20 protein-coding genes are annotated in these 22,695 nt (G+C 70.9%); 11 read left to right on the top strand and 9 right to left on the bottom strand.

The window, feature by feature from the left end:
* The first annotated feature begins 10 nt into the window (after window positions 1–10).
* The 7 genes from mdcC to BM140_RS16950 all read left to right on the top strand — a co-directional run bounded on the left by mdcC (window position 11) and on the right by BM140_RS16950 (window position 5,277).
* On the top strand, window positions 11–319 hold the full coding sequence (gene mdcC, locus BM140_RS16980) for a malonate decarboxylase acyl carrier protein (protein WP_091948956.1): 309 nt from the start codon (window positions 11–13) through the stop codon (window positions 317–319).
* Window position 320: 1 nt separating this feature from the next.
* Complete coding sequence (locus BM140_RS16975; RefSeq protein WP_091948953.1) at window positions 321–1,229, top strand: biotin-independent malonate decarboxylase subunit beta; 909 nt, start codon at window positions 321–323, stop codon at window positions 1,227–1,229.
* A gap of 1 nt (window position 1,230) precedes the next feature.
* Window positions 1,231–1,959, top strand: a complete 729-nt coding sequence (mdcE, locus tag BM140_RS16970; RefSeq protein ID WP_091948950.1) for a biotin-independent malonate decarboxylase subunit gamma — start codon at window positions 1,231–1,233, stop codon at window positions 1,957–1,959.
* A 73-nt stretch (window positions 1,960–2,032) separates the two neighbouring features.
* The gene (gene mdcG, locus BM140_RS16965; protein ID WP_091949180.1) at window positions 2,033–2,707 is read left to right on the top strand and encodes a malonate decarboxylase holo-[acyl-carrier-protein] synthase; all 675 of its coding nucleotides are present in this window, start codon (window positions 2,033–2,035) and stop codon (window positions 2,705–2,707) included.
* The gene (gene mdcB / locus BM140_RS16960) at window positions 2,704–3,558 is read left to right on the top strand and encodes a triphosphoribosyl-dephospho-CoA synthase MdcB (protein WP_091948947.1); all 855 of its coding nucleotides are present in this window, start codon (window positions 2,704–2,706) and stop codon (window positions 3,556–3,558) included. Before mdcG ends, mdcB begins: the two co-directional genes overlap by 4 nt.
* The gene (locus tag BM140_RS16955) at window positions 3,555–4,478 is read left to right on the top strand and encodes an acyltransferase domain-containing protein (RefSeq protein ID WP_091948944.1); all 924 of its coding nucleotides are present in this window, start codon (window positions 3,555–3,557) and stop codon (window positions 4,476–4,478) included. The genes mdcB and BM140_RS16955 overlap by 4 nt, the downstream gene beginning before the upstream one ends.
* A gap of 190 nt (window positions 4,479–4,668) precedes the next feature.
* Window positions 4,669–5,277 carry a cysteine hydrolase family protein gene (locus BM140_RS16950; protein WP_091948942.1) on the top strand — a complete coding sequence of 203 codons (609 nt, stop codon included), beginning with the start codon at window positions 4,669–4,671 and terminating at the stop codon, window positions 5,275–5,277.
* 56 nt (window positions 5,278–5,333) lie between these two features.
* Here BM140_RS16950 and BM140_RS16945 read toward each other — a convergent pair whose 3' ends face one another.
* The 8 genes from BM140_RS16945 to BM140_RS16910 all read right to left on the bottom strand — a co-directional run bounded on the left by BM140_RS16945 (window position 5,334) and on the right by BM140_RS16910 (window position 16,316).
* Window positions 5,334–7,559, bottom strand: a complete 2,226-nt coding sequence (locus tag BM140_RS16945; RefSeq protein ID WP_091948939.1) for a xanthine dehydrogenase family protein molybdopterin-binding subunit — start codon at window positions 7,557–7,559, stop codon at window positions 5,334–5,336.
* A gap of 10 nt (window positions 7,560–7,569) precedes the next feature.
* The gene (locus tag BM140_RS16940; RefSeq protein WP_091948934.1) at window positions 7,570–8,544 is read right to left on the bottom strand and encodes an FAD binding domain-containing protein; all 975 of its coding nucleotides are present in this window, start codon (window positions 8,542–8,544) and stop codon (window positions 7,570–7,572) included.
* A gap of 12 nt (window positions 8,545–8,556) precedes the next feature.
* Window positions 8,557–9,207, bottom strand: a complete 651-nt coding sequence (gene paoA, locus BM140_RS16935; RefSeq protein WP_091948931.1) for an aldehyde dehydrogenase iron-sulfur subunit PaoA — start codon at window positions 9,205–9,207, stop codon at window positions 8,557–8,559.
* Window positions 9,208–9,368: 161 nt separating this feature from the next.
* Complete coding sequence (locus BM140_RS16930; RefSeq protein WP_091948928.1) at window positions 9,369–10,628, bottom strand: SfnB family sulfur acquisition oxidoreductase; 1,260 nt, start codon at window positions 10,626–10,628, stop codon at window positions 9,369–9,371.
* 71 nt (window positions 10,629–10,699) lie between these two features.
* Window positions 10,700–11,800 (bottom strand): dimethylsulfone monooxygenase SfnG, encoded by a 1,101-nt coding sequence (gene sfnG / locus BM140_RS16925; protein WP_091948925.1) that lies wholly within the window; start codon window positions 11,798–11,800, stop codon window positions 10,700–10,702.
* Between the two features lie 340 nt (window positions 11,801–12,140).
* The gene (locus BM140_RS16920; RefSeq protein ID WP_091948922.1) at window positions 12,141–14,567 is read right to left on the bottom strand and encodes a penicillin-binding protein 1A; all 2,427 of its coding nucleotides are present in this window, start codon (window positions 14,565–14,567) and stop codon (window positions 12,141–12,143) included.
* A 155-nt stretch (window positions 14,568–14,722) separates the two neighbouring features.
* Window positions 14,723–16,015: an N-acetylmuramoyl-L-alanine amidase gene (locus BM140_RS16915; RefSeq protein ID WP_091948918.1), complete on the bottom strand. Its 1,293-nt coding sequence runs from the start codon at window positions 16,013–16,015 to the stop codon at window positions 14,723–14,725.
* Window positions 16,016–16,130: 115 nt separating this feature from the next.
* On the bottom strand, window positions 16,131–16,316 hold the full coding sequence (locus BM140_RS16910) for a hypothetical protein (protein ID WP_091949177.1): 186 nt from the start codon (window positions 16,314–16,316) through the stop codon (window positions 16,131–16,133).
* A 662-nt stretch (window positions 16,317–16,978) separates the two neighbouring features.
* On the opposite strand from BM140_RS16910, the gene BM140_RS16905 reads away from it, so the two are divergent.
* Entirely contained in the window at window positions 16,979–20,062 is a 3,084-nt protein-coding gene (locus BM140_RS16905) for an Rne/Rng family ribonuclease (protein ID WP_091948915.1), read from the top strand.
* Between the two features lie 304 nt (window positions 20,063–20,366).
* Here the strand turns inward: BM140_RS16905 and BM140_RS16900 are convergent, their stop codons facing one another.
* Entirely contained in the window at window positions 20,367–21,539 is a 1,173-nt protein-coding gene (locus BM140_RS16900; protein WP_091948911.1) for a pyridoxal phosphate-dependent aminotransferase, read from the bottom strand.
* A 163-nt stretch (window positions 21,540–21,702) separates the two neighbouring features.
* Here BM140_RS16900 and BM140_RS16895 point away from each other — a divergent pair, with 163 nt between their 5' ends.
* Genes BM140_RS16895 through BM140_RS25470 form a run of 3 tightly spaced genes read left to right on the top strand, consistent with a single transcriptional unit; the run spans window position 21,703 to window position 22,687 of the window.
* Entirely contained in the window at window positions 21,703–21,993 is a 291-nt protein-coding gene (locus BM140_RS16895) for a type II toxin-antitoxin system HicA family toxin (protein WP_244535469.1), read from the top strand.
* Complete coding sequence (locus tag BM140_RS16890) at window positions 21,980–22,204, top strand: type II toxin-antitoxin system HicB family antitoxin (protein ID WP_091948908.1); 225 nt, start codon at window positions 21,980–21,982, stop codon at window positions 22,202–22,204. The genes BM140_RS16895 and BM140_RS16890 overlap by 14 nt, the downstream gene beginning before the upstream one ends.
* Before the next feature lie 3 nt (window positions 22,205–22,207).
* Complete coding sequence (locus BM140_RS25470) at window positions 22,208–22,687, top strand: hypothetical protein (protein WP_131803863.1); 480 nt, start codon at window positions 22,208–22,210, stop codon at window positions 22,685–22,687.
* Window positions 22,688–22,695: the final 8 nt, after the last annotated feature.

Raw genomic sequence — 22,695 nt, 5'->3', positions numbered from 1 at the left:
GGAGACTCCGATGGAATCCCTGACCTTCCGCCACACAATCCAAAAGCCCCTGCCCGGCACCAAGCGGGCGGCGATCACCGGGGTCGTGGCCTCGGGCAACCTCGAAGTGCTGCTGGAGCGGGTGCTTCCGCCCGATGCCTGTGAGGTCGCGGTCGAGACCGCGATCAACGGCTACGGCGATGTCTGGGAGGCGGTGGTGGCCGATTTCGTCGCCCGCGCCCAGCCGGGGGGCCTGCGCATCAGCATCAACGACGGCGGCGCCCGCCCCGACACCGTGTCCTTGCGCCTGCTCCAGGGCGTGCGCCTGATGGAGGCCTGACATGGCAGCCGCCGATGCCGTGAGCTGGTACGAGGCCTCCGCCCGCCAGCGCGTGGCCGCCTTCCTCGATGCGGACAGCTTCGAGGAATTCGTCGACCCGACCGAGCGCGCGATGAGCCCGCACCTGCCGCTGTTCGAACTGCCCCGCGCCTTCGACGACGGCATCGTCGTCGGACGCGGGCGCCTCGACGGGCGGCCGGTGCTGGTGGCCGCGCAAGAGGGCCGCTTCATGGGCGGGGCCTTCGGCGAGGTGCACGGCGCCAAGCTGGTCGGATTGTTGCGCGCGGCTTTGGATGGGAAGCCGTCCGCCGTGCTGATCCTGTTCGACACCGGCGGCGTGCGGTTGCAGGAGGCCAATGCCGGCGAGACCGCCATCGCCGAGGCGATGCGGGCGATCGCGGAGGTCCGTGCCGCCGGCATCCCGGTGATCGGCCTGATCGGCGGCCGGGCCGGGGCCTATGGCGGCGGCGGCCTCATCGCCGGAACCTGCGCCCGGCTCGCGGTGTCTGAGGGCGGGCGCATCTCGGTCTCGGGCCCGGAGGTGATCGAGACCAACCGGGGCGCGGAAGAATTCGATTCCCGCGACCGGGCGCTGGTCTGGCGCACCATGGGCGGCAAGCACCGCCGCCTCACCGGTGGGGCCGACGCCTACGTGGCCGACACCGTCGCGGCCTTCCGCGAGGCCGCCCTCGACCTGATCGGCCGTGCCCCGGCCTTCGATCGCGCCACGCTGGAGGCCGAGCAGGCCCGGCTGGAGGCACGGATCGCCCGCTTCGGCGATTGCCGCGACGGCGCCGAGATCTGGGCGCGGCTGGGCATCAACGACCCGGACGCGGTGCCGGCCATGACCGACGCCGCTTTTCTCGAGACCGCGGCCGGCGTGCCGGAGGCTTCGCACGATGCCCGGTAAGATGACGCTCGATCAGATCCTCGCCTCACTCTTCCCCGCGGGCCATTCCGTCGGCGTGACGGACGGCCTGATCACCGGCGAGGGCCCGTTCGGCGGCGGCCGCCTCGTCGTCGTCGGCCTCGACGGCGACACGCCGCTCGGCGTCGAGGGCGCGCTGGTCCTCTCCCGCGCCGTCCTCGACGCGATCAAGGCCGGCGAAAGCGCGGGCTCTCGGGCGCCGATCCTCGTGGCAGTCGATTCCGACAGCCAGCGCATGAGTCGCCGCGACGAGCTTCTGGGCCTCTACGAGTGCCTCGCGCATCTGGCCAAGACGCTGCTGCTCGCCGACCGCCTCGGCCATCCGACGGTGGGGCTGATCTACGGCCACTCGGCCGCCGGCGCCTTCATCGCCACCGCCCTCGCGACCCGCGTGCTCGCCGCCCTTCCCGGCGCCCATCCGAGCGTCATGGACCTGCCCTCCGTCGCCCGCGTCACCAAGCTGCCGCTCGACAGGTTGGAGGCCATGGCGACCTCGACCCCGGTCTTCGCGCCGGGCCTCGACAACATGGTGGCGACCGGTGCCGTCCACGCGGTGCTCGACCCCGCGCAGCCGCTCGACGGGCAACTTTCCGCCCTGATCGCCGATCTGCCCGCGGGCGACATCCGCGACCGCCTCGGCCGCGCGCGCGGCGGGCGCCCGGTGGCGCAGGCGATCGCCGAGCGGGTGGTGCGGCAGGCCCGCGGTGGCTGAGTGTTTCGCCCACGCGCCACCCGAGCCCGAGGGCCCGCTGCCCTCGGCAGTTCAGGATGAGGGACAGGGTGGGATCGATGCCGCGCGTCTCCGACGCCACGACCTCGTCCGGGTCGATCCCACCGCCTGGACCGCGATCCTCGCCGCCCGGCCGGACCTCGCGGGGCTCGCGCCGCTGCCCGGCTGGGCCGCTTCCGGGTGGCCGCTGATCCTGCGCCGCCGCGCGCCCGGCGAGGATCGCGCCCGGGTCCCGCTCGGCCTGCCGCTGCCGCCGACGCTGGGCAAGCGGCGCATCGGCTTCGCCCTGCCCCCAGGAATCCTCACACCCTGCCCGGCGCCGACGCTGGCCGAGACGCGTGCCGCCGCGCCGCCCGCGTGGCACTCGACGCTGGACGCGCTCCTCGCCCTCGGGGCCCGGCACGGCCTCGTCCCGTGCCCCTTCGGCGGCCTGTTGTGGCAGGCACTCACCGGCCTGCCCTACCTCACGGCGACCTCCGACCTCGACCTGCTCTGGCGGGTTGCCGGACCCTTGCCGAACACCTTCCTCGGCGAGCTCGCGGCCCTCGCCGCGACGGCGCCGATGCGCCTCGACGGCGAGATCCTCCTGCCCGACGGCGGCGGGGTGCAGTGGCGCGAGTGGCAGAAGGCCGGAACCGAGGCCGGGAATGGGGACGTGCTGGTGAAGCATCGCGACCGGCTGGAAATGAGGGCCGTGGCCGGTCTCTCGCTCGCGAGCGGAGCCGCATGAGCGCCCGCCCGGTCCGTCTCGCCCCCGCCGTCGGCGATCCGGCCGCCCTCGCTCGCCTTGCGGTCGAGGTCCTGCGGCTCGAACTCGACACCTATCCCAAGCCCGGCCTCGTCAGCCGGATCGACAGCGGCAGCCACGACGACATGGAGGCCGCGACGTTCGAGGCCAGCGCGGCGGCGCTCGAACCCTATTTCGCCGACCTCGCCGAGGCGGGAGCCCAGGGGCTTCCCATGGCGCAGCTTCGCCGTATCGGCCTCGCTGCGGAGGCCGCGATGCGCGCGGCGACGGGCGGCGTGAACACCCATCGCGGCGCCATCTTCGGTCTCGGCCTGCTGGTTTCGGCCGCCGGGGCGCTGGCGGCGCCGGGGCACAGGCCCGCCCCCTTTGCGCTCGGCGCCCATGTGCGGGCGCGCCATGCCGGCGCCATCCTCGACGGGCCTGTTCTGCTGCACGCCCCCGGCGCGCGGGCCCGGCGGCGCTTCCGCGTCGGCGGGGCACCGGCGGAAGCCGCGGCCGGCTTCCCGACGCTCTACCGGGTCGGCCTGCCGGCGCTCCATCGCGGGCGTCGCGCGCGGGCCGGTGAGGAGGCCGCGCGAGTCGAGGCCTGCCTCGCCCTGATCGCGGCGCTGGACGACACCAACCTGCTCCATCGCGGCGGCGAGGCCGGCGCCCGCTTCGCCCGCGAGGCGTCCGCCGCCTTCCTCGCCGCCGGCGGGGTCGGGCAAGACGGCTGGCGCGACCGGGCGGAAGCCCTGCACCGCGCCTTCGTCGCCCGCCGCCTCAGCCCCGGCGGCGCCGCCGACCTGCTCGCCATGACGCTGTTCGTGGATCAGCTCGAGCGGGCGCCGTGACCCTCGCCCTCCTCCTCTCCGGCCAGGGCGGCCAGCATCCGGAGATGTTCGCCCTCACGGCCGAGCGGGCGGAAGCCGAGAGCGTGTTCGCGGCGGCCCGGCCGCTGCTCGGCGAAGACCCGCGCGCTCTCGCCGCCGCGGGCGGCCCACGCCTGCACGAGAACCGCATCGGGCAGATCCTGTGCTGCACCGCTGCCCTCGCCGCCTGGGCCGTGATCGCGGCGGCCCAACCCGGCCGCGCGGCGGTGGCCGGCTACAGCATCGGCGACCTCGCCGCCTGGGGCGTGGCCGGGCGGCTGGCTCCCGAGGCGGTTTTGCGCCTCGCCGCCCATCGCGCCGAGGCGATGGATGCGGCCTCCGGCGAGGGCTTCGGGCTGGCCGGCATCCGCGGCCTGCCCCTCGACGCCATCCGGGCCATGGCGGAGCGCCGGTCCTGCGACCTCGCCATCCGCAACGCCCCCGACAGCGGCGTCGTCGGCGGCCCCCGCGCGGCCCTCGACGCGCTCTGCACCGAGGTGCTCGCCGCGGGCGCCCGGCGGGCCGTGGTGCTCCCGGTCCACACGCCCTCGCACACCCCGCGCCTCGCCGCCGCCGCCGAGAGCTTCGCCGAGGCGCTCGCCCGCGAGAGCCTGCACCGCCCGCCCCCCGGAAGTCCGCGCCTGCTGAGCGGCCTCGACGGCGCGCCGGTCTTCGATGCCGCCAAGGGCCTGGACAAGCTCGCCGGCCAAATCGCGCAGACCATCGACTGGGCCGCCTGCCTCGACGCGGCCCGCGAGTTCGGCGCGACCCGCGTCCTCGAACTCGGCCCCGGCCACGCGCTGGCCACCATGGGGCGCGCGGCGATGCCGGACGCGCGCGTCCATGCGCTGGAGGATTTTCGCTCGGTGGAGGGGTTGCTGGCCTGGATCGGCGGAAGCTGACGGCCCGCTCGGCCAGCCGAATCCCCGTCCCGGAGCATCGTCCCGAAAGGTGGATGCCGGCTTTCGGCGGAAGACGATCCTCTCGCTATGCGGTTCCGGGATCGGCGGCGACCGACTTTCGTCCGGTTGCGCCCGCGTGCCGTCTCGGCTCACATCCCGGCCGGAAACGCCCATCGCGAAAGGCCACGCCGTGACCGATCTCAAGACCGATCTGACGACGCTTCGCAGCCTCTCCGGCCTGCCGCCGGAGCCCGCTGCGCTCAAAGGCTCGGCCCTGCTGCTGATCGATCTGCAGAACACCTACCGCGAGGGAGTGATGCGGCTGGAAGGCGTCGAGCCGGCAATCCGCGAGGCGGCTTCGTTGCTGGAGCGGGCGCGCGCCGCCGGCATCCCGGTGATCCACGTCCGCCACGATGCCGGACCCGGCTCGCCCTACGACGTCACCGCGCCGATCGGCCAGATCAGCGACGAGGTCGCCCCGAAGGACGGCGAGGCCGTCGTCACCAAGGCCTATCCGAGCGCCTTCGTCGGCACCGATCTCGAGGCGCGGTTGAAGGCGGCGGGCGTCGCGGACGTGATCGTGGCCGGTTTCATGACCCATATGTGCGTGAATTCGACGGCGCGCAGCGCCTTCAGCCTCGGCTTCCGCCCGACCGTCGTCGCCGCGGCCACCGCCACCCGCGCCCTGCCGGGCCCGGACGGCGGCACCGTCCCGGCCGCAGCGCTCCAGGCGGCGAGCCTCGCGGCGCTCGCCGATCTGTTTGCCGTCGTGGCGCCGGATGCGGGGGCGATCCGGTAAGCCTTCCAGGGCACTGCCCTGGACCCGCGAAAGGACGCGTCCTTTCGAAACCCCGATCAGGTGCGCCGTTGGGCTCGGCCCTCCCAGCCGTCGAGGACCTTGTCGAGGGTCAGCGGGTAGTCGCGGATGCGCACGCCGGTGGCGTTGTAGACCGCGTTCGCGAGCGCCGCGCCCGCGCCGCAGATGCTGACCTCGCCGAGCCCCTTGCTCTTCAAGGGGTTCGCCTTGTCGTCGAGCTCGGGCAGGAACACGGCGTCGATGGCCGGCACGTCGGCATGGGCCGGCACGTGGTACTCGGCGAGATCGTGGTTCACGAAATGACCGCTGCGGGTGTCGATCTCGGCCGCCTCCATCAGGGCCGCGCCGATGCCGAAGATCATGCCGCCGAGAGCCTGCGAGCGGGCGGTCTTCTGGTTGAGGATGCGCCCGCCGGTGAACACTCCGAGCATCCGCCGCAGCCGGATCTCGCCGGTATCGGCATCGACCCCGACTTCGGCGAAATGGGCGCCGAAGGAATGCTGCGAGAACTTCTCCTTCATCGCGCCGGGCTTGATCTCGCCCTTGGCCTCGACCCCCTGCGCGCCGGCCAAGTCGGCCAAAGCCTCGGAGCGGTTGCCGGACGTGACGCGCCCTTCGGCAAACGTCGCACCCTCCGGGTTCAGGCCGCTTTGCGTCAGCAGCGCCTGACGGAGGTTGTCGCAGGCGACGTAGAGCGCCGAGCCCGCCGAGCCGGCGCCGAACGAGCCGCCGGATCCGGCGGCCTTCGGATAGGCGGTGTCGCCGATCTCGACGTGGATACGCTCCACCGGCAGGCCCATCATCTCGCCCGCGATCTGGGCCAGGATGGTGTAGGTGCCGGTGCCGATGTCGGTCATCGCCATCCGCACCGTCAGCGTGCCGTCTGGGTTGAGCCGCACGGAGGCCTGCGAGGGCATCAGCGGGTTGAGGCGTGCCGCCGCCGCCATGCCCATGCCGACGAGCCACCGGCCGTCCCGGCTCGCGCCGACCGCGCCGCGCTTGTCCCAGCCGAAGCGTTGGGCGCCCTCGCGCATGCAGGCCACCAACTGGCGGGTCGAGAACGGAACCTTCTTCTCCGGATCCTGCTCCGGCTCGTTGCGGATGCGCAGCTCGATGGGGTCGAGCTTCAGCTGCTCGGCCAGCTCGTCCATGGCGCATTCGAAGGCGAGCTGGCCGACCGCCTCGCCGGGCGCCCGCATCGCCGAGGCGAAGGGGACGTTGAGGTTGGCCAGCCGATGCCGCGTCACGCGGTTCTCGGCGGCGTAGAGCGCGCGGGTCACGTTGGCCGAGGTCTCGTAGAAGCCGTCGCCGGGTGTGGCCGCCGACCACGATTCGTGGGCGATGGCCGTCAGCCGCCCGTTCGGGTCGGCGCCCAGGCGAATGCGCTGGATCGTGTCCGAGCGATGCGTCGCGACGTGGAATTCCTGCTGGCGGGTCAGCGCCACCTTCACCGGCCGTTTCAGGCTCTTGGAAGCCAGAGCCGCGAGCGTCGCCTCCGGCTGCGGCTGCAGTTTCGAGCCGAAGCCGCCGCCGATGTAATGCGAGATCAGCCGCACGTTCTCAGGCTTGAGCTTCAGCACCTGGGCCAGGGAGGCCTGGCCCCGGTTGAGCATCTGGTTGGCGGTGTAGAGCGTCACCCGCTCACCGTCCGGCCCCGTCTCCCACGAGGCGAGGGTGGCGTGCGGCTCCATCTGGGCGTGGATCTGCACGGGGGTCGTGTATTCCACGTCGAGCTTCACCGGTGCGGCGGCAAACGCCCCGTCGAAATCGCCCAGCGTCGAATCCGGCGGCGTCTGCATCGCCTTCGGCTCGACCGCATGGGGCTTGGCCTCCCGCAGCGAGGCCTGGGGTTTCTCGCTGGCATAATCCGCCTTCACCAGGGCGGCCGCCGCGCGGGCCTGCTCGAAGGTCTCGGCCACCACGAAGGCGATGGGCTGGCCGCGGAAGCGGATCTCGGTGCCCTGCAATTGCGGCCAGACCTGCTCCTTCTTCTCGCCCTGCTCCGGCACGTTCTCGTGGGTCATCACGAGGAGCACGCCCGGCGCCCGCTTGGCCGCGTCGATGTCGAGCCGTCGGATCGTGCCCTTGGCGATGGCGGATTCCACGACGAAGCCGTAGGCCGGGCTCTTCAGGTCGCGGATTTCGTAGGCGTAGGGCGCGCGGCCGGTCACCTTGAGGCGGCCGTCGATGCGGTCGATCGGTCGCCCGACGAGACCGCCCTCCCGGTCCAACGGCGTGATGCCGATCGGCTGGTTCATATCCATGATCGGGGCCTCAGGCGCGAAGGGCTTCGGCGACGGTCGCGCGCAGCGTCCGGCGGGTGAGCGGGATCTTGAAGTCGTTGGAGCCGTGGCCGCGGGCGCCTTCCAGCACACGCTCCGACGCGGCCTCCACCGAGCCGGTCTCGACCAAAGCCGCCTCCGCCGCCTCGACCCGCCAGGGCTTGTGGGCGAGGCCGCCGAAGGCGAGCTTGGCCAGTCGCGGCTTGTCGCCTTCCCCCTTGGCGATGATCGCCGCGACCGAGATCGTCGCGAAGGCGTAGGAGGCGCGGTCCCGGACCTTGCGGTAGAGGTGGACGCCCTCCACGGGCTTGGGCAGCGTCACCGCGGTGATGAGTTCGCCGGGCTTGAGCGTCGTCTCGATCTGCGGCGTGTCGCCGGGCAGGCGGTGGAACGCGGCCATCGGGATGGTCCGCGAAGCGCCCTGCGCGTCGGTCGTCTCGACGGTCGCGTCGAGCGCCCGCATCGCCACGTTCATGTCGGAGGGGTTGGTGGCGATGCAGGCCTCGCTCGTCCCGAGCACCGCCATGATGCGGTTGAACCCGCCGATGGCCGCGCAGCCCGAGCCCGGCTCGCGTTTGTTGCAGGGTTGGGTCGTATCGTAGAAGTAGTAGCAGCGGGTGCGCTGCAACAGATTGCCGGCGGTGGTGGCCTTGTTGCGGAGCTGCCCCGAGGCGCCCGCGAGCAGGGCCTTGCCGAGCACCGCATAATCCTTGCGCACCCGCGGATGCGCCGCGAGGTCGGAATTGCGCACCAGCGCGCCGATCCGCAGGCCGCCGTCCGGCGTGTCGGCGACCTCGGCGAGCGGCAGGCGGTTCACGTCGATGAGGGTGGCGGGCGTCTCGATCTGCAGCTTCATCAGATCGAGCAGGTTGGTGCCCCCCGCGATGAAGCGGGCATTGGGGCGCTCGCTCGCGAGCCGGGCGGCGTCCTGGACCGTGGCGGGGCGCTCGTAGGCGAAGGCTTTCATGGGCGCCGCCCCTCAGATCTTGGTGGAGGCGTCGCGGATCGCCGCGACGATGTTGGGATAGGCCGAGCAGCGGCAGATGTTGCCGCTCATCCGCTCGCGGATCTCGTCGTCCGAGAGGGACGCCTTCCGCGTCAGGTCGTCGGTGACGTGGCTCGGCCATCCGGCCTCGATCTCCGACAGCATCCCGGCGGCGGAGCAGATCTGACCCGGCGTGCAGTAGCCGCACTGGAAGCCGTCATGGTGCAGGAAGGCGGCTTGCAGCGGGTGCAGGGTCTCGCCCTGGGCCAGCCCCTCGATGGTGGTGACGGCGTCGCCCTCGTGCATGGCGGCAAGCGAGAGGCAGGCATTGATCCGCCGCCCGTTCACCAGCACCGTGCAGGCACCGCATTGGCCGTGGTCGCAGCCCTTCTTCGAGCCGGTGAGGTCGAGATGCTCGCGCAGCGCGTCGAGGAGCGTCGTGCGGGTGTCGAGCGTCAGGTCGTGCCGCTGGCCGTTGACCGTGAGCGAGACCGGCATGGTCTGCGGCTGCGGATCGCCCGCCGCGGGCGCGGCGACCGCTTTTCCCCGCAACGTCGCGCCGAGGGTGGCGAGCGCGGCGCAGCCCTCCATGATGCCGCGCCGCGTCGGATCGAAGCGCGTGTCCCGCGTCGAGCGTGCTGTCATGCCTGCCGTCCCGCTCACCCGACGGGCCGCAAGCGCCCAGTCTGGAATGGATCGAAATCTGCAGGCGGAACGCCGCGAGCCGCCGGGTTGATCCGGCGGCTCGCCGCGCCCCTATGGCGCAGCCGTTCGGAGTTTCGAGAAGAACGGTCCGCTCGGGAGGGTCAGCTCCAGGCGTGGAACGGCGGGTTCACGCCGTTGAGCGCGTGGTTGCCGACGATGGCGACCTTCCAGCGCACGGGATCGTGCAGCGTGTGGGTGCGGGCGTTGCGCCAATGGCGGTCGAGATTGTGCTCGGCGAGCGTCGAGCGGGTGCCGGAGAGTTCGAACAGGGTGTTCGCGGCGACGAGCGCCACCTCGGTGGTGAGCACCTTGGCCTCGGCGGTGGCGATCTGCGCCGCCGCGACGCTCTCGGTCGTGGGGTTGGCCACCGCCGCGTCGATGGCGAGGCCGGCGCGGTCGAGGAGCGCTTCGGCCGCGTGCTGCCGGATCGTCAGGTCGCCGATGGCGCGGATGGTGTAGGGATCGTCGGAGGCGCGCTCCTGGCCGCTGTCGATCCAGGGGCGGGCCTTCTCGCGCACGAAGGCGATCGTGTCGTCCAGCGCCTCGCGGCCGATCCCGGCATCGACCGCTGCCTGGATGATCTGGAAGATGGCGCCGTCGGCGCTCGGATGCGCGTAGCCGCGCCAGGCCGGCACGAGGCGATGCTTCTCGACGCGCACGTCGTCGATGATGACGGTGCCGCTCGCGGTGCCGCGCTGGCCGAAGCTCGACCAGTCGTCGATCACGGTCAGCCCCGGCGCGTCGCGATCCGCGATGGCGTACCATGCGCGGCCCTCCTCATCGAGGGCGACGATCGGCACGAGATGCGCGAGCAGCGCACCGGACGAATAGAACTTCCTGCCCCGCACGATCACGTGGTCGCCGTGATCGGTGAAGCGGGTCTCGAACTCGGCGGCGCGCTTGGTGCCCTTCTCGGAGAAGGCGTTGCCGAAGCGGGTGCCGGCCAGAATCTCGGCGAACAGCTCGGCCTGCTGCGCCTCATCGGACACCGTGCGGATCGCCGCGACGATGCCGAGATGGTTCTGGGCGATCTGGGCGATGGACGGATCGGCCGCGGCGAGGATCGCGATCACCTGCGCCAGCGTCCGGTAGGACACCTCCGGCCCGCCATGGGCCCTGGGCACGTTGATCGACCACAGGCCGCTCTGCGAGAACGCGTCGAGTTCGGCGAGCGGGCGCGCGTTGCTGCGGTCGCGCTCGGAGGCGCCTTCACGAAATCGCTTGGCGAGATCGTGGGCGACGCGGATCGCCTCGGCATCGTCGCGGATGATGTGGGCCGGCGTGCTCGGCCGCGCGGGACCGGGCACGCCCTGCGGCCGGCTGCCGGCTTCGGCGGTGGTGGGGCTGACGGCGATGGTCATCAAAGTCTCCGCAGGTGAGAGAAGAATGCGCGCGACTCGACCCTCCCCCGCAGAGGGGGAGGGTTTTGGCGTCAGGCCGCCTCGGCGCGCTTTTCCCGCGCCGCCTCCAGGGCCCGCACCCGCGGGATCACCTCCTCGCCGAAATACTTCACCTCCTCCTGGAAGTGCAGGAAGGCGAGCAGCGCGAGATCGACGCCGGCCTCCTTGAGCACGACGATGCGCTCGGCGATCTGGTCCGGCGTGCCGATCAGGTTGGTCTTGAAGCCGTCATTGTACTGGACGAGGTCCTCGAAGGTGGATTTGGCCCAGTTGCCCTCACCCTCGGGGGAGGCCTTGCCGGCGTTCTTCACCTCGTGGCCGAAGGCCTTCACGGCGTCCGGGTCGGCATGGTCGATGATCTCCTGCAGGACGGCGCGGGCCTCCTCCTCCGTCTCGCGGGCGATGACGAAGGCGTTGACGCCGACCTTGACCGAATGGCCGTTCGCGCGGGCCTTGGCCTGCAGATCCTCGACCTGGGCGCGGATGCCCTCGGGCGTGTTGCCGTTCGTGAAGTACCAGTCGGAGACGCGGGCCGCCATGTCGCGCGCCGCCCGCGACGAGCCGCCCTGAAAGATCTCCGGCAGCTTCCCCGGCTTCGGCTTCAGGGTGTAGTCGCTGTAGCGGTAGAAGTCGCCGCGGAAGGTGAAGTTGTCCTGGGTCCAGATCCCGCGCAAGGAGCGCAGGAACTCTTCCGAGCGGCGGTAGCGCTCGTCGTGGTCGAGCCAGGGCTCGCCGATGGCGCGGAACTCGCCGGAGAACCAGCCGGAGACGAGGTTGATGGCGATGCGTCCCTCGGTCAGCTCGGAGATCGTGGCGATCTGCTTGGCCGCGAGCGTCGGGTTCCAGGGGCCGGGCAGGATCGCGGCGATGACGGTGAGCCGGGTGGTGGCGGCGGCCAGCGCGTGGCTGAAGGCCACCGATTCGTGCTGGTACTCGGCGCCGTAGCCGGCGGTGAAGCGGATCTGCGTCAGCGCGTAGTCGAAGCCGGCGTCCTCCGCGATCTGGGCGAGCTTGCGATTGTAGGCGGCGTCCCAGCTGGTGCGCTGGGGAATCTTGCTGATGACGAGGCCGCCCGAGACGTTCGGCACCCAGTAGGCGAAGCGGATCGGCTCGGAAGAGGCACGGATGGACATGGGCGTCGTCGCTCGGGTTCGATGATGGTGTGAAGTCGCGGGAGGCGGGATCGGGGTGTTTCGTCCAGTCTCGCCGCGCGTTGTGAAATCATCGCCGTGCGCTTGCGCTTCGTCAAAGGAATGATCGGGCGTTTTTCGGCGTCGATGGGAAAGTCCGTTCTTCGAAAAACGACGATGAGACGACGATCCTTTCTCTGAATACGATATGCCGCCGCGCCGGCGGTAAAGGATGTGGCGCCTCTCCTCCCCGCAAGGGGGGAGGAGAAACCCGCGCTTGTCCCCGAAACGAAAAGAGCCGCCCGGATGGGGCGGCTCTTTCCTGTCGTCAAAGCGTCTCGGTTCAGTACACCCCACCGGCCTGGGCGGCGGCGCCGGCGTCCGGCGGGACCGTGGCGGGCGGGCCGGACGAGGGCGGCGCGACGTAGGCGTCGGGCGGGGCGGTCCCGGGCTTGAAGGCCTCCAGGATCGTGCCGCCGCCCTCGCCCGAGCCGGCGCGGGTGCCGGAGGACGCGTTGACGCGGATCAGCTTGATGCCCGGCGGCACGCGGAACGGCGTCGGCGGCTTGTCCTTCAGCGCGACCTTCAGGAAGTCGAGCACGATCGGGGCGGCGAGCCCGCCGCCGGTCGCCCGGTCGCCCAGCGACTTCGGCTTGTCGAAGCCGAGATAGACGCCGACCGCCAGATCCGGGGAGAAGCCGACGAACCACGCGTCCTTGGCGTCGTTGGTCGTGCCGGTCTTGCCGGCCAGCGGCTTGCCGATCTGCTTGAGCAGGGTGGCGGTGCCGCGCTGGACCACGCCCTCCATGATCGAGACCATCTGGTAGGCGGTCAGCGGGTCGAGCACCTGCTCGGACTCGTCCACGAGCTTGGGCTCGTCCTGGCCCGACCACTTCTCCGCCTCGCAGCCGATGCACTTGCGGTTGTCGTGGCGGTAGATCGTCTCGCCGGTGCGGTCCTGGATGCGGTCGATCAGCGTCGGGCGGATGCGCCGCCCGCCGTTGGCCAGCATCGAGTAGGCGGTGACCATGCGCATCACCGTGGTCTCGCCCGCGCCCAGCGACATCGGCAGCACGGGGAGCAGGTCGTCGTAGACGCCGAAGCGGCGGGCATATTCGGCGATCAGCGGCATGCCGATATCCTTGGCCAGCCGCACCGTCATCAGGTTCTTCGAATGCTCGATGCCGTAGCGGAGCGTATGCGGGCCGCCGGACTTGCCGTCGTAGTTCGAGGGGGTCCAGGCCTCCTGGCCGGGACCGGCCTCGATGGTGATCGGCGAATCCTGCACCACCGACGAGGGCGTGTAGCCGTTGTCGAGCGCCGCCGAGTAGACGATCGGCTTGAACGAGGAGCCGGGCTGGCGCATCGCCTGGGTCGCGCGGTTGAATTCGGATTCGTCGTAGGAGAAGCCGCCGACCATGGCGTGGACGCGCCCCGTATAGGGGTCCATCGCCACGATGGCGCCGGACACCTCGGGCTTCTGCCGCAGGCGGTAGAGGGCGCGGCCCGTATCCATCGGCTCGACATAGACCACGTCGCCGGGCTTCAGCGCCGAGGCGACCGGGCGCCCCGTCCACTTCACGCCTTCCGCCGTGATCGATCCGGTCTCGCGATCCTTGGAGACGGCACCGGAGGCCTCGCGCCGGGGCTGGAGGCCGATCTGCGCCACGCCGCCCGACGTGCTCAGCACCACGGCGAGCCGCCAGGGGGCGATGTCGCCGAGCGCGGGCATCTCGGAGACGGCCAGACCCCAGTCGCGGCCGACGAGATCGACCTGACGCTCGGCGCCGCGCCAGCCGCGACCCTGGTCGTAGCGCACAAGGCCGTCCACCAGCGCCTTGCGGGCCCAGGACTGCATCTTCGGGTCCAAGGTGGCGCGCACCGACAGGCCGCCCTCGTAGAGCTTGGTCTCGCCGTAGCGCTCGGAGATCTCGCGGCGCACCTCCTCGGTGAAGTAGTTGGCGTTGGCGGCGTTCGGGAAGGCGACGCGCGGGTTGACACCGAGCGACTGCTTCTTGGCCTCCACCGCCTCCTCTTGGGTGATGTAGCCGTTCTGGGCCATCAGGCCGATGATCTCGTTGCGGCGCGACAAAGCCGCCTGCGTCTTGCGGTAGGGGTGGTAGTTGTTCGGGCCCTTCGGGAGGGCAGCGAGATAGGCCGCCTCGTTGATGGTCAGCTCGTGGACCGACTTGCCGAAGTAATCCAGGGCCGCGGCGGCGACGCCGTGCAGATTGCGCCCCGGGACGATAGTCCCGAGGAAGATCTCGTTCAGGTACAGCTCGAGGATCTTGTCCTTCGAGTAGGTGGATTCGATCCGCAGCGCGATCAGGGCTTCCTTGATCTTGCGGTCGTAGGTCTGCTCGCTGGAGAGCAGGAAGTTCTTGGCGACCTGCTGGGTGATGGTCGAGGCGCCCTGCTTCTTGCCCGACTGGGCGTTGGTCAGGATCGCGCGGACGATACCCTCGGGATCGATGCCGCCGTGCTTGTAGAAGTTCTTGTCCTCCGCCGAGAGGAAGGCGGCGACGATGATCTTCGGCATCGCCTGGATCGGCAGATAGAGCCGGCGCTCGTGGGCGTATTCGGCGAGCAGCGAGCCGTCCGCAGCGTGGACGCGGGTCATCACCGGCGGCTCGTAATTGGCGAGCGCGGCGTGGTCCGGCAGGTCCTGGCTGTACTTCCAGTAGAAGAACGCGCCCGCGGCGGCGGCGATGCAGAACATCACCGCGCCCGCCGAGAACAGGAAAGCGAAGAATCGCAGGATGAAACGCATCCGGTGTCCGTCCGTCGCTCGTCCGCTGCGCGCTTGAGGCTCGGGCTCGGCACGTGAGGGCCGGCCGGCTCAGGGCTCGTGTCGAGGCCGAGCCCGAGCCGCGCGGCGTGAAGCGGACGGGGGCCTCTCGTGAAGGCCCCGTATCGACACCGGTTCTATGGTGAAACTGGGGCGATGGAGGCCGCCTTGCGCGGGCTGGCGGCCGTGGGGCGGGACAGCGTCGCCCGGCCGGCGAAGAACAGGTCGATGGCTTTCGCCATCGCGCCCGTCACCTTGGTGCGCCACTCCTCCGAGAGCAGCTTCTCGAGGTCGCTCTTGCTCGACAGGTAGCCGAGTTCGACCAGCACGGACGGAACGTCGGGCGAGCGCAGCACCCGGAAGCCCGCCTCCCGGTGGGGCTTCGTGCTCATCTCCATGACGGGCGAGAGCTGGCCCATGAGCTTGCCGGCGAAGCCCGCCGAGAAGCCGCGGGTCTCGCGCAGCGTCAGTTCCTGCAGGATGTCGGCGACGTCGCTGGCCCCCTCCCCTGCGTCGGACCCGCCCGCGGCGTCGGCCTTGTTCTCGCGCTCGGCCAGCCGCGCCGATTCGCCGTCGGTCGCCTTCTCGGAGCCGGTATAGATCGTAGCGCCCTTCACCTGCGGGGCCGAGGAGATCGAATCGGCGTGGATCGACACGAACAGGTCCGCCTTGGCCTCGCGGGCGATGCGGACCCGTTCGGACAGGGCCACGAACACGTCGCGGTCGCGGGTCATGGCGATGCGGTAGCGGCCGGTCGCCTCCAGGCGCTGGACGAGCGCCTGGGCGAAGCCGAACACGATGTCCTTCTCGTAGACGCCGGTCGCCGCGATGGCGCCGGGATCGATGCCGCCGTGGCCCGCATCGACCACGATCAGGGGCCGGGTGTCGGCGGCCTCCCCCGGGGCCGGGGCCTTGGCCGCCGACGGGTTCGGATCGCCCGCGACCGACGCCTTGCGGAAGGCGTCGCGCTCGACCCGGCGGAAGGGAATGGTGACGAGGGTCGCCCCGGCGCGGGTCGTCGCGGTCTCGATCCCCTCGACCACCGCCGGGCCGGCGAGATCGACGACGATGCGCGAGCGGCCCGGGGCGAACAGCCCGTAGCGGAAGGAGGCGACGACGCCGTCCCGCTTGCGCCCGGCTTCCGGGCCGAGCTGGAAGTTCACCTCGGGCAGGTCGATCACGGCGCGGTCGGGCCGCTCCATCACGAAGGCGCGGGCCTCGACCGGTTTCGAGAGGGTGAGGACGAGCTTGGTCGTCCCGCCCTGGCTCGCGAGATCGGCCGCGATGGCGACCGCCGCGTTGCGGGCAGGGCCATCCTGCGCCGGCGCCGGGCCGGACAGGAGCGGGCTCGCGACAAGCGCGAGCAGGCTCCCCGTCAGGGCCAGGGAGCGGAGAAGTCCAAGACGAAAGGTGCGGGCGCGGGGCTGCATCGGTCGGCCAAGGTTCCGGGAGCCTCCGATACGAGATACGGCCGGGATGGTTAACCGTTCCTCACCGCGTGCGCGTCGGTTGCCCGGATGCTGTTGTGCCGGCGCGACACTGCCCTCAGGCGCAGCTGTCGGGCGCCTGCGCCTCTGTGGCCTCGCCGTCGGGGCACTCCCAGGCCCGCTTCCAGGCGGCGTGGTCGTCCGAGCCCTCCGGGTAGGGATTGGCCTCGGACGGGTCGCCCCGGTAGCGGGCCTGACGCCCTTCCCTGGCGATAGATGCGAGCGACTTTTCCGGGAACGACACCGCGACCCTCCCCACAGGTAGCTATCCATCGTGAAATCCCGCTTGAGGCCAACGGGTTCGCGGGCGATCGGGCCTTCTCCGAGCCGGGCGACAAGGGCTGCGTCAACGCATGAGCCCCTTGCATTCATCCCGCGACACTCTGTAATGGTATCGACCCCATTCCCGAGCCGGCGCTTCGGCGGCCCTCGGGGACGCCTGGGTCCCGTGACGGTGCCCGCCTCGCTCGAATTGCTTCAGCGTCGCTTCCGCGCCTCCCGGCATCCGGGCGGGAGTCACGGCATTCGCGGCCTCTTCGGGCGTTTCCGGGGAGCGTCGCGCCCATGAAATCCCATAGGGCCGCTCGCCGGTCCGCTGTTTTCGCGAGGCCGGTTCAAGGATGGGAGGACGCACAGCATCGGTTGCCGTTGCTCGTGCTCGTGGCGCGCGGTTCCCGCGTCGCTCCGCGTCTCCCCTCGTGCCGGCCCTGTTCAACCCCCAGCGCGCCGATGCCCGGCGCCTTACGGCGGTTGACGGCAATCCCCTCCCCGCAGCTTCCGCGACCTCGGCGACGAGGCCGGCATGCGCCACTCCCCTTTCGGCCCTGAGGCCGGGGGCGGCGCCGCCGGGACCACGCGGCGCGCGCTCGAGGGAAACGACGTCGGCCGCCATGTCGAAAGCACGTCATGGCCAACAACAAGATGCTCATCGATGCGACGCATCCGGAGGAGACCCGGGTCGTCACGGTCCACGGCTCTAGGGTCGAGGAATTCGACTTCGAGGCCGCCAATCGCCGGCCTCTGCGGGGCAACATCTACCTCGCCAAGGTGACCCGGGTGGAGCCCTCGCTCCAGGCGGCCTTCGTCGAGTACGGCGGCAACCGCCACGGCTTCCTCGCCTTCAACGAGATCCATCCGGACTATTACCAGATTCCGATGGCCGACCGCCTCGCCCTGCTGGAGGCCGAGGCGCGCGAGGAGGAGGAGCACCGCGAGCGCGAGGAGCGCCGCACGCGGGGTCGCCGCTCGCGCGGGCGCCGGGCCGAGGCCCGCGGCGCGCGCGGCGACGAGACCGTCTCCGCCGAGGATTCTTCGGAGTCGGCCGTGAGCCCCGACACCGCCGTGCCCGGCGAGGGCCCGGCCGCCGATTCCGAGTCGCCGGAGGCGATCGAGGCCGTGCGTGCGGCGATCGTCGCGGAGGGCGGCGAGGCTGGTGCCTCCGAGACTGCCCCGGACGCGACCCCCGTGCCGGGCGGCGACGCCTCCGCGGCGCTCCCCGAATCGGCGCTTGAGCCCGGCGCCGAGGCGGCGCCGTCCGAGCCCGCCGAGCCGAAGGTCGAGCCCTCCGACATCGCCGCGATCTCCGAGGCGCCGAACCCGCCGGTCGAGTCTGCCGAGCCTGCCGCCGTCGAGCCCACCTCCGAGGCTGCGCCCGCCGAGGCCGCGCCGGAGCCGGTCGCGGCTTCCGCCCCCGTCACCGAGGAGGCTCGCGAGGTCTCCCCCGACGCGGACGAGGATTCGGAAGAATCCGACGAGGACGAGGACGACGAGGATTCGGACGAGGACGACGATTCTGAGGAGGACGACGAGTCCGACGAGGATGACGAGGATGGCGACGAGGAGCACGACGAGGACGGCGAGCCGAAGGTCGCCCAGGTCGGCGGCGCGGGCGACGCGCTGGCCGAGCTCCCCGAGCGCCCCCGCGCCTATCGCCGCCAGTACAAGATCCAGGAGGTGATCAAGCGCCGCCAGATCATCCTGGTGCAGGTCGTCAAGGAGGAGCGCGGCACCAAGGGCGCGGCGCTCACGACCTACCTGTCGCTCGCCGGCCGCTACTCGGTGCTGATGCCCAACACCGGCCGCGGCGGCGGCATCTCCCGGAAGATCACCTCAGCCGCCGACCGCAAGCGCCTGAAGGAGGTCGTGTCCGACCTCGACGTGCCGGAGGGGATGGGGATCATCCTGCGCACCGCCGGCGCCTCGCGCACCAAGCCCGAGATCAAGCGCGACTTCGAGTACCTGATGCGCCTGTGGGAGAGCGTGCGCGAGCTGACTTTGTCCTCGACCGCCCCGGCGCTCGTCTACGAGGAGGGCTCGCTGATCAAGCGGGCGATCCGCGACCTCTACAACAAGGACCTCGACGAGGTTCTGGTCTCGGGCGAAGACGCCTACCGCGAGGCCAAGGACTTCATGCGGATGCTGATGCCCGGCCAGTCCAAGGTCGTGAAGCCCTACCGCGAGGTCGCGCCGCTGTTCGCCCGCTACGGCGTCGAGCAGCAGCTCGACGCGATGTTCTCGACCCACGTGGCCCTGCGCTCGGGCGGCTACCTCGTGATCAACCCGACCGAGGCGCTGGTCTCGATCGACGTGAACTCGGGCCGCGCCACGCGCGAGCACGACATCGAGGACACGGCGCTCAAGACCAACCTCGAGGCGGCCGAAGAGGTCGCCCGCCAGGTGCGCCTGCGCGATCTCGCCGGCCTCGTCGTGATCGACTTCATCGACATGGAGGAGAAGCGCAACAACCGCGCGGTCGAGAAGCGGCTCAACGAGGCGCTCAAGAACGACCGCGCCCGCATCCAGGTCGGACGCATCTCGCCCTTCGGCCTCCTGGAGATGAGCCGCCAGCGCATCCGCACCGGCGTGCTCGAATCCTCCTCGATCCCCTGCGCCCATTGCGGCGGTTCGGGCTTCGTGCGGGCTACCTCGTCGGTGGCGCTCCACATCCTGCGCTCGCTGGAGGAGGCGCTGATCAAGTCCGCCTCGCACAACCTGATCCTGCGCACCCACACCGAGGTGGCGCTCTACATCCTCAACCAGAAGCGGGCGCACCTCTACGACTTGGAGCAGCGCTTCTCGGTGACGATCACGGTCTCGGCCGACGAGCGGCTCGCCGCGACCTCGCCGTTCGCGCTCGACCGCGGCGACCTCGCGGTGAAGACCGCCGCCCCGGTGACGGGCGTGCGGGCGGTGGCGATCTCGCCGGCCTACGAGGCCGACGATGACGAGGACGACGTCGTCGAGGACGAGGTGATCGAGGCCGAGGCCGAGGAGGCGCCCGCCGAGAGCCGTCCGGCACCCGAAGCGAACGAGGAGGGCGGCGGGCGCCGCCGCCGTCGTCGCCGCCGTCGCGGCGGACGGGGCGGCGAAGGCGAGTCCCGCGCCGACGGCGAGGAGAACGGCCAAGACGGTCAAGACGGCGACGAGGGCCAGGACGGCTCCGACGAGTCCGAGGAGGGCGAAGGCACCGAGGAGGCCGGCGAGGCCGTGACCGGTGAGGCCGTACAGGCCGCCGAGCCGACCGAGACGGCTGCCGACGAGGACGGCGAGGGCAACGGCCGCCGCCGCCGCCGCGGTCGCCGGGGCGGTCGCGGCCGCGCCCGCAGCCGCGACGAGGCGCAGGAGGGCGTTCAGGACGAGGCCTCCGGCGAGGCCGAGGCGCAGGCCGATGATCGGGATGCGGTCCGGGCGGACGCGCCCGCGGAAGAAACCGCCGCCGACACCCTGCCGGTCGGCCCCGAGGAGCCCGTGCCTGCCGCCGACGTGACCACCGTCTCGGTCGATGCCCGCGACGGTGCCGCCGCTGCGCCGCCGCCGGTCGTCCCGGCCCCCGAGGCCGAGCCGGTCGCCGCGGAAGCGCTGCCGCAATCCGCCCCGGCGCCCGAGCCCGCCCCCGAGCCGGTGGCCGTGGTCCTCACCCCCGCCGACCCGAACCGCCCGAAGCGGGCCGGCTGGTGGTCGCGCACGAAGGCCGCCCTCGGCGGGGAGTGATACCCGGCCCCATTGCTCGCGCATTCCCTCTCCCCGCACGCGGGGGGAGGGCCGCACCGACCCTTTCGTCGATGCGGCGAGGCGGCTGCCGAAGGTGAGGGGGAGGTTTGGGACGAGCCTCTTCCGTCGAAGCCCCTTCACCCCGCGGCGGCTTCGCCGCCGTGTCATGCGTGGGCGACGAGGTCCATGCAGGCCTCTTCCCGTGTGCCGGGAGAGGGGGGATGCAGTTGCATCCGACCCGTTGAATGTGATCGGTCTGCGCCTTTCGGCGCCCTCCCCCGTTCAGGGTGGAGCGATGGCCCGTCTACCGCCCCAACCACCCCCTGATCCGCACCACCGCCTCGCGGCACGCCTCTTCCGAGCCCGCGAAGGAGAAGCGGACGTGGTGCCCGCCCTCCCCCGGATCGAAATCGAGGCCCGGGGTCGCCGCCACGCCGGTCTCGGCGAGCATGCGGCGGCAGAAGTCGGTGGCGTCGCCCGAGAGTTTCGCGATGTCGGCGTAGAGGTAGAAGGCGCCGTCCACCGGGTGGATGCCGGAAAAGCCCAGGCCCGGCAGCGCGTCGAGGAGCAGGGCGCGGTTGCGGGCGTAGCCGTCGCGCACGGCGCCGATCTCGTCGAGCGCGTCGAAGGCCGCCAGCGCCGCCACCTGCGACAGGTAGGGCGCCGAGATGTAGAGGTTCTGGGCCAGCCGCTCGATCGGTCGCACCAACGCCTCCGGCACCACCATCCAGCCGATGCGCCAGCCGGTCATGCAGTAGAACTTCGAGAACGAGTTGATCACGACCGCCTCCGGGTCGAACGCCAGCGCGGTCGCGGTCGGCACGCCGTAGCTGAGGCCGTGATAGATCTCGTCGGAGATGAACGGCAGGCGTAAGTCCCGCGCGGTGGCGCAGAGCTCGGCGAGGCGGGCCGGCTCGATCACCGTGCCCGACGGGTTGGCCGGGCTCATCACCAGAACCCCCGAGAGGTTTTTCGCCGCGTGGACCTCCCGCAGCAAGGCGCTGGTGGGGGCGAAGCGATCCTCCGCCCGCAGGATCATCGGCTGCGGGATCAGGTCGAGGGCGTTCAGGATGCCGTGATAGGCCGGATAGCCGGGGCACGGCACGCCGACCCGCGCGCCCGCGTCGAACAGGGCGAGGAAGGCGAGCACGAAGCCCGCCGACGATCCCGTCGTCACCACGACCCGCTCCGGCGCGATCCGAACGCCGTAGGTCTCGGCGTAGTGGCGCACGATGCGCTCGCGCAAGACCGGCATCCCGAGCGCCTCGGTGTACGGGATGCGCCCGTCGGCGAGTGCGGCTTGCGCCGCCGCAATCACCGCCCGCGGGGCCGGGGCCGAGGGCTGGCCGACCTCCATGTGGATCACCCCCTCCCCGCGCCGCGCGCGCGCGCCGGCCTCGGCCATCACGTCCATGGCGAGGAAGGGCGCGACGGCTTCGGCCCGGCGCGAGAGCGAGAGGCTGGACTCGGTCGGCATCGGCGGGCTCCGGGTTCGCGGGGAGCGCCGCCCATAGCAGATCGCGTCGTCGGTGTGAGGCTTGGACCCGCGAGCGAAGCCGGCCGGATCGGCGCGCGCCTTGATCGATGATGGGTGTTCAACTGTGGCCTGAGCCGGTGCTATCTTCCGTTGAGTTCGACAGTTGCGCCTCGTCACCCTCACGGTCGCCTTCATGAGCCAAGCCGAGAAGCGCCTTGAGGCGATGCGGAACAACCCGTTGGGGGATTGGACCATTGCCGACGTGGAGGCCGTCTGTCGTGCCTTCGGCATTGCTTGCCACCCGCCGGCACGGGGCTCACATTACGACCTGTCGCATCCGAGCCTGCCCGAAATTCTGACCGTGCCGTTCAAGCGGCCGATCCGGCCGGTCTACATCAGGAAGCTCGTCGCCTTCGTGGATCGTGTCAGGGACTCGTCCGATGTTCGTTCGTGACTACTACGTCAGGCTGGACTGGCTGCCCGCCTCGGAGGGCGGGGGATGGCACGCGACCGTGCCCGACCTTCCCGGCTGCATGTCGGACGGGGACACGGTCGAGCAGGCCATGGCGAATGTCGAGGATGCCATCGAATGTTGGATCGCGGCGGCGCGGCGTCTCGGGCGCGCGGTGCCGGCGCCCGCCGAAGTCACCGCGCGGCGGGCCTAAACGATGCACCTCGACCAATACGGTGTTCTTCTCGCCGCCGCTCTGACGCTTACCACCGCCGGAGGCGTCAGAGCAGCCTCAATCTTGGCACGATGCGGTCCTTCGACTGGGCAAAGCTACTACTTCGAGACTGGGATCGTTGGTCCAGGCCAGGGCGGATGGAAGAAAGATGGATTTGATAATGGTCGCATAACTGCTTATATCAATGATGAAAATAAGATTGATATTATCATGAGGGATGGCAATGGGGTGCGCAGTTACCTCAGGGAGGGGTACAATGCATCTCTGAATAATTTTAGCAAGCAGGATATGGCGTTTTTGATATCAGCTCGTGGGTCGAATTTTTCTGAAACTTATCTTTTCAAAATAAATGATTTGGGCGTAGGTACCCTCTCTTGGACGGCAAGTAAGGTGACACCGCTCGTCATTCGTACCACAGTCATGACCGCTGAGTGGGGTCCGAATTTCGCGATCGAGCCCTGACGCCTCAT

It is taken from the genome of Methylorubrum salsuginis (assembly GCF_900114375.1).
In the GTDB taxonomy this organism is placed as follows: Bacteria; Pseudomonadota; Alphaproteobacteria; order Rhizobiales; family Beijerinckiaceae; genus Methylobacterium; species Methylobacterium salsuginis.
This window is presented reverse-complemented; position numbering and strand designations above follow the sequence as displayed.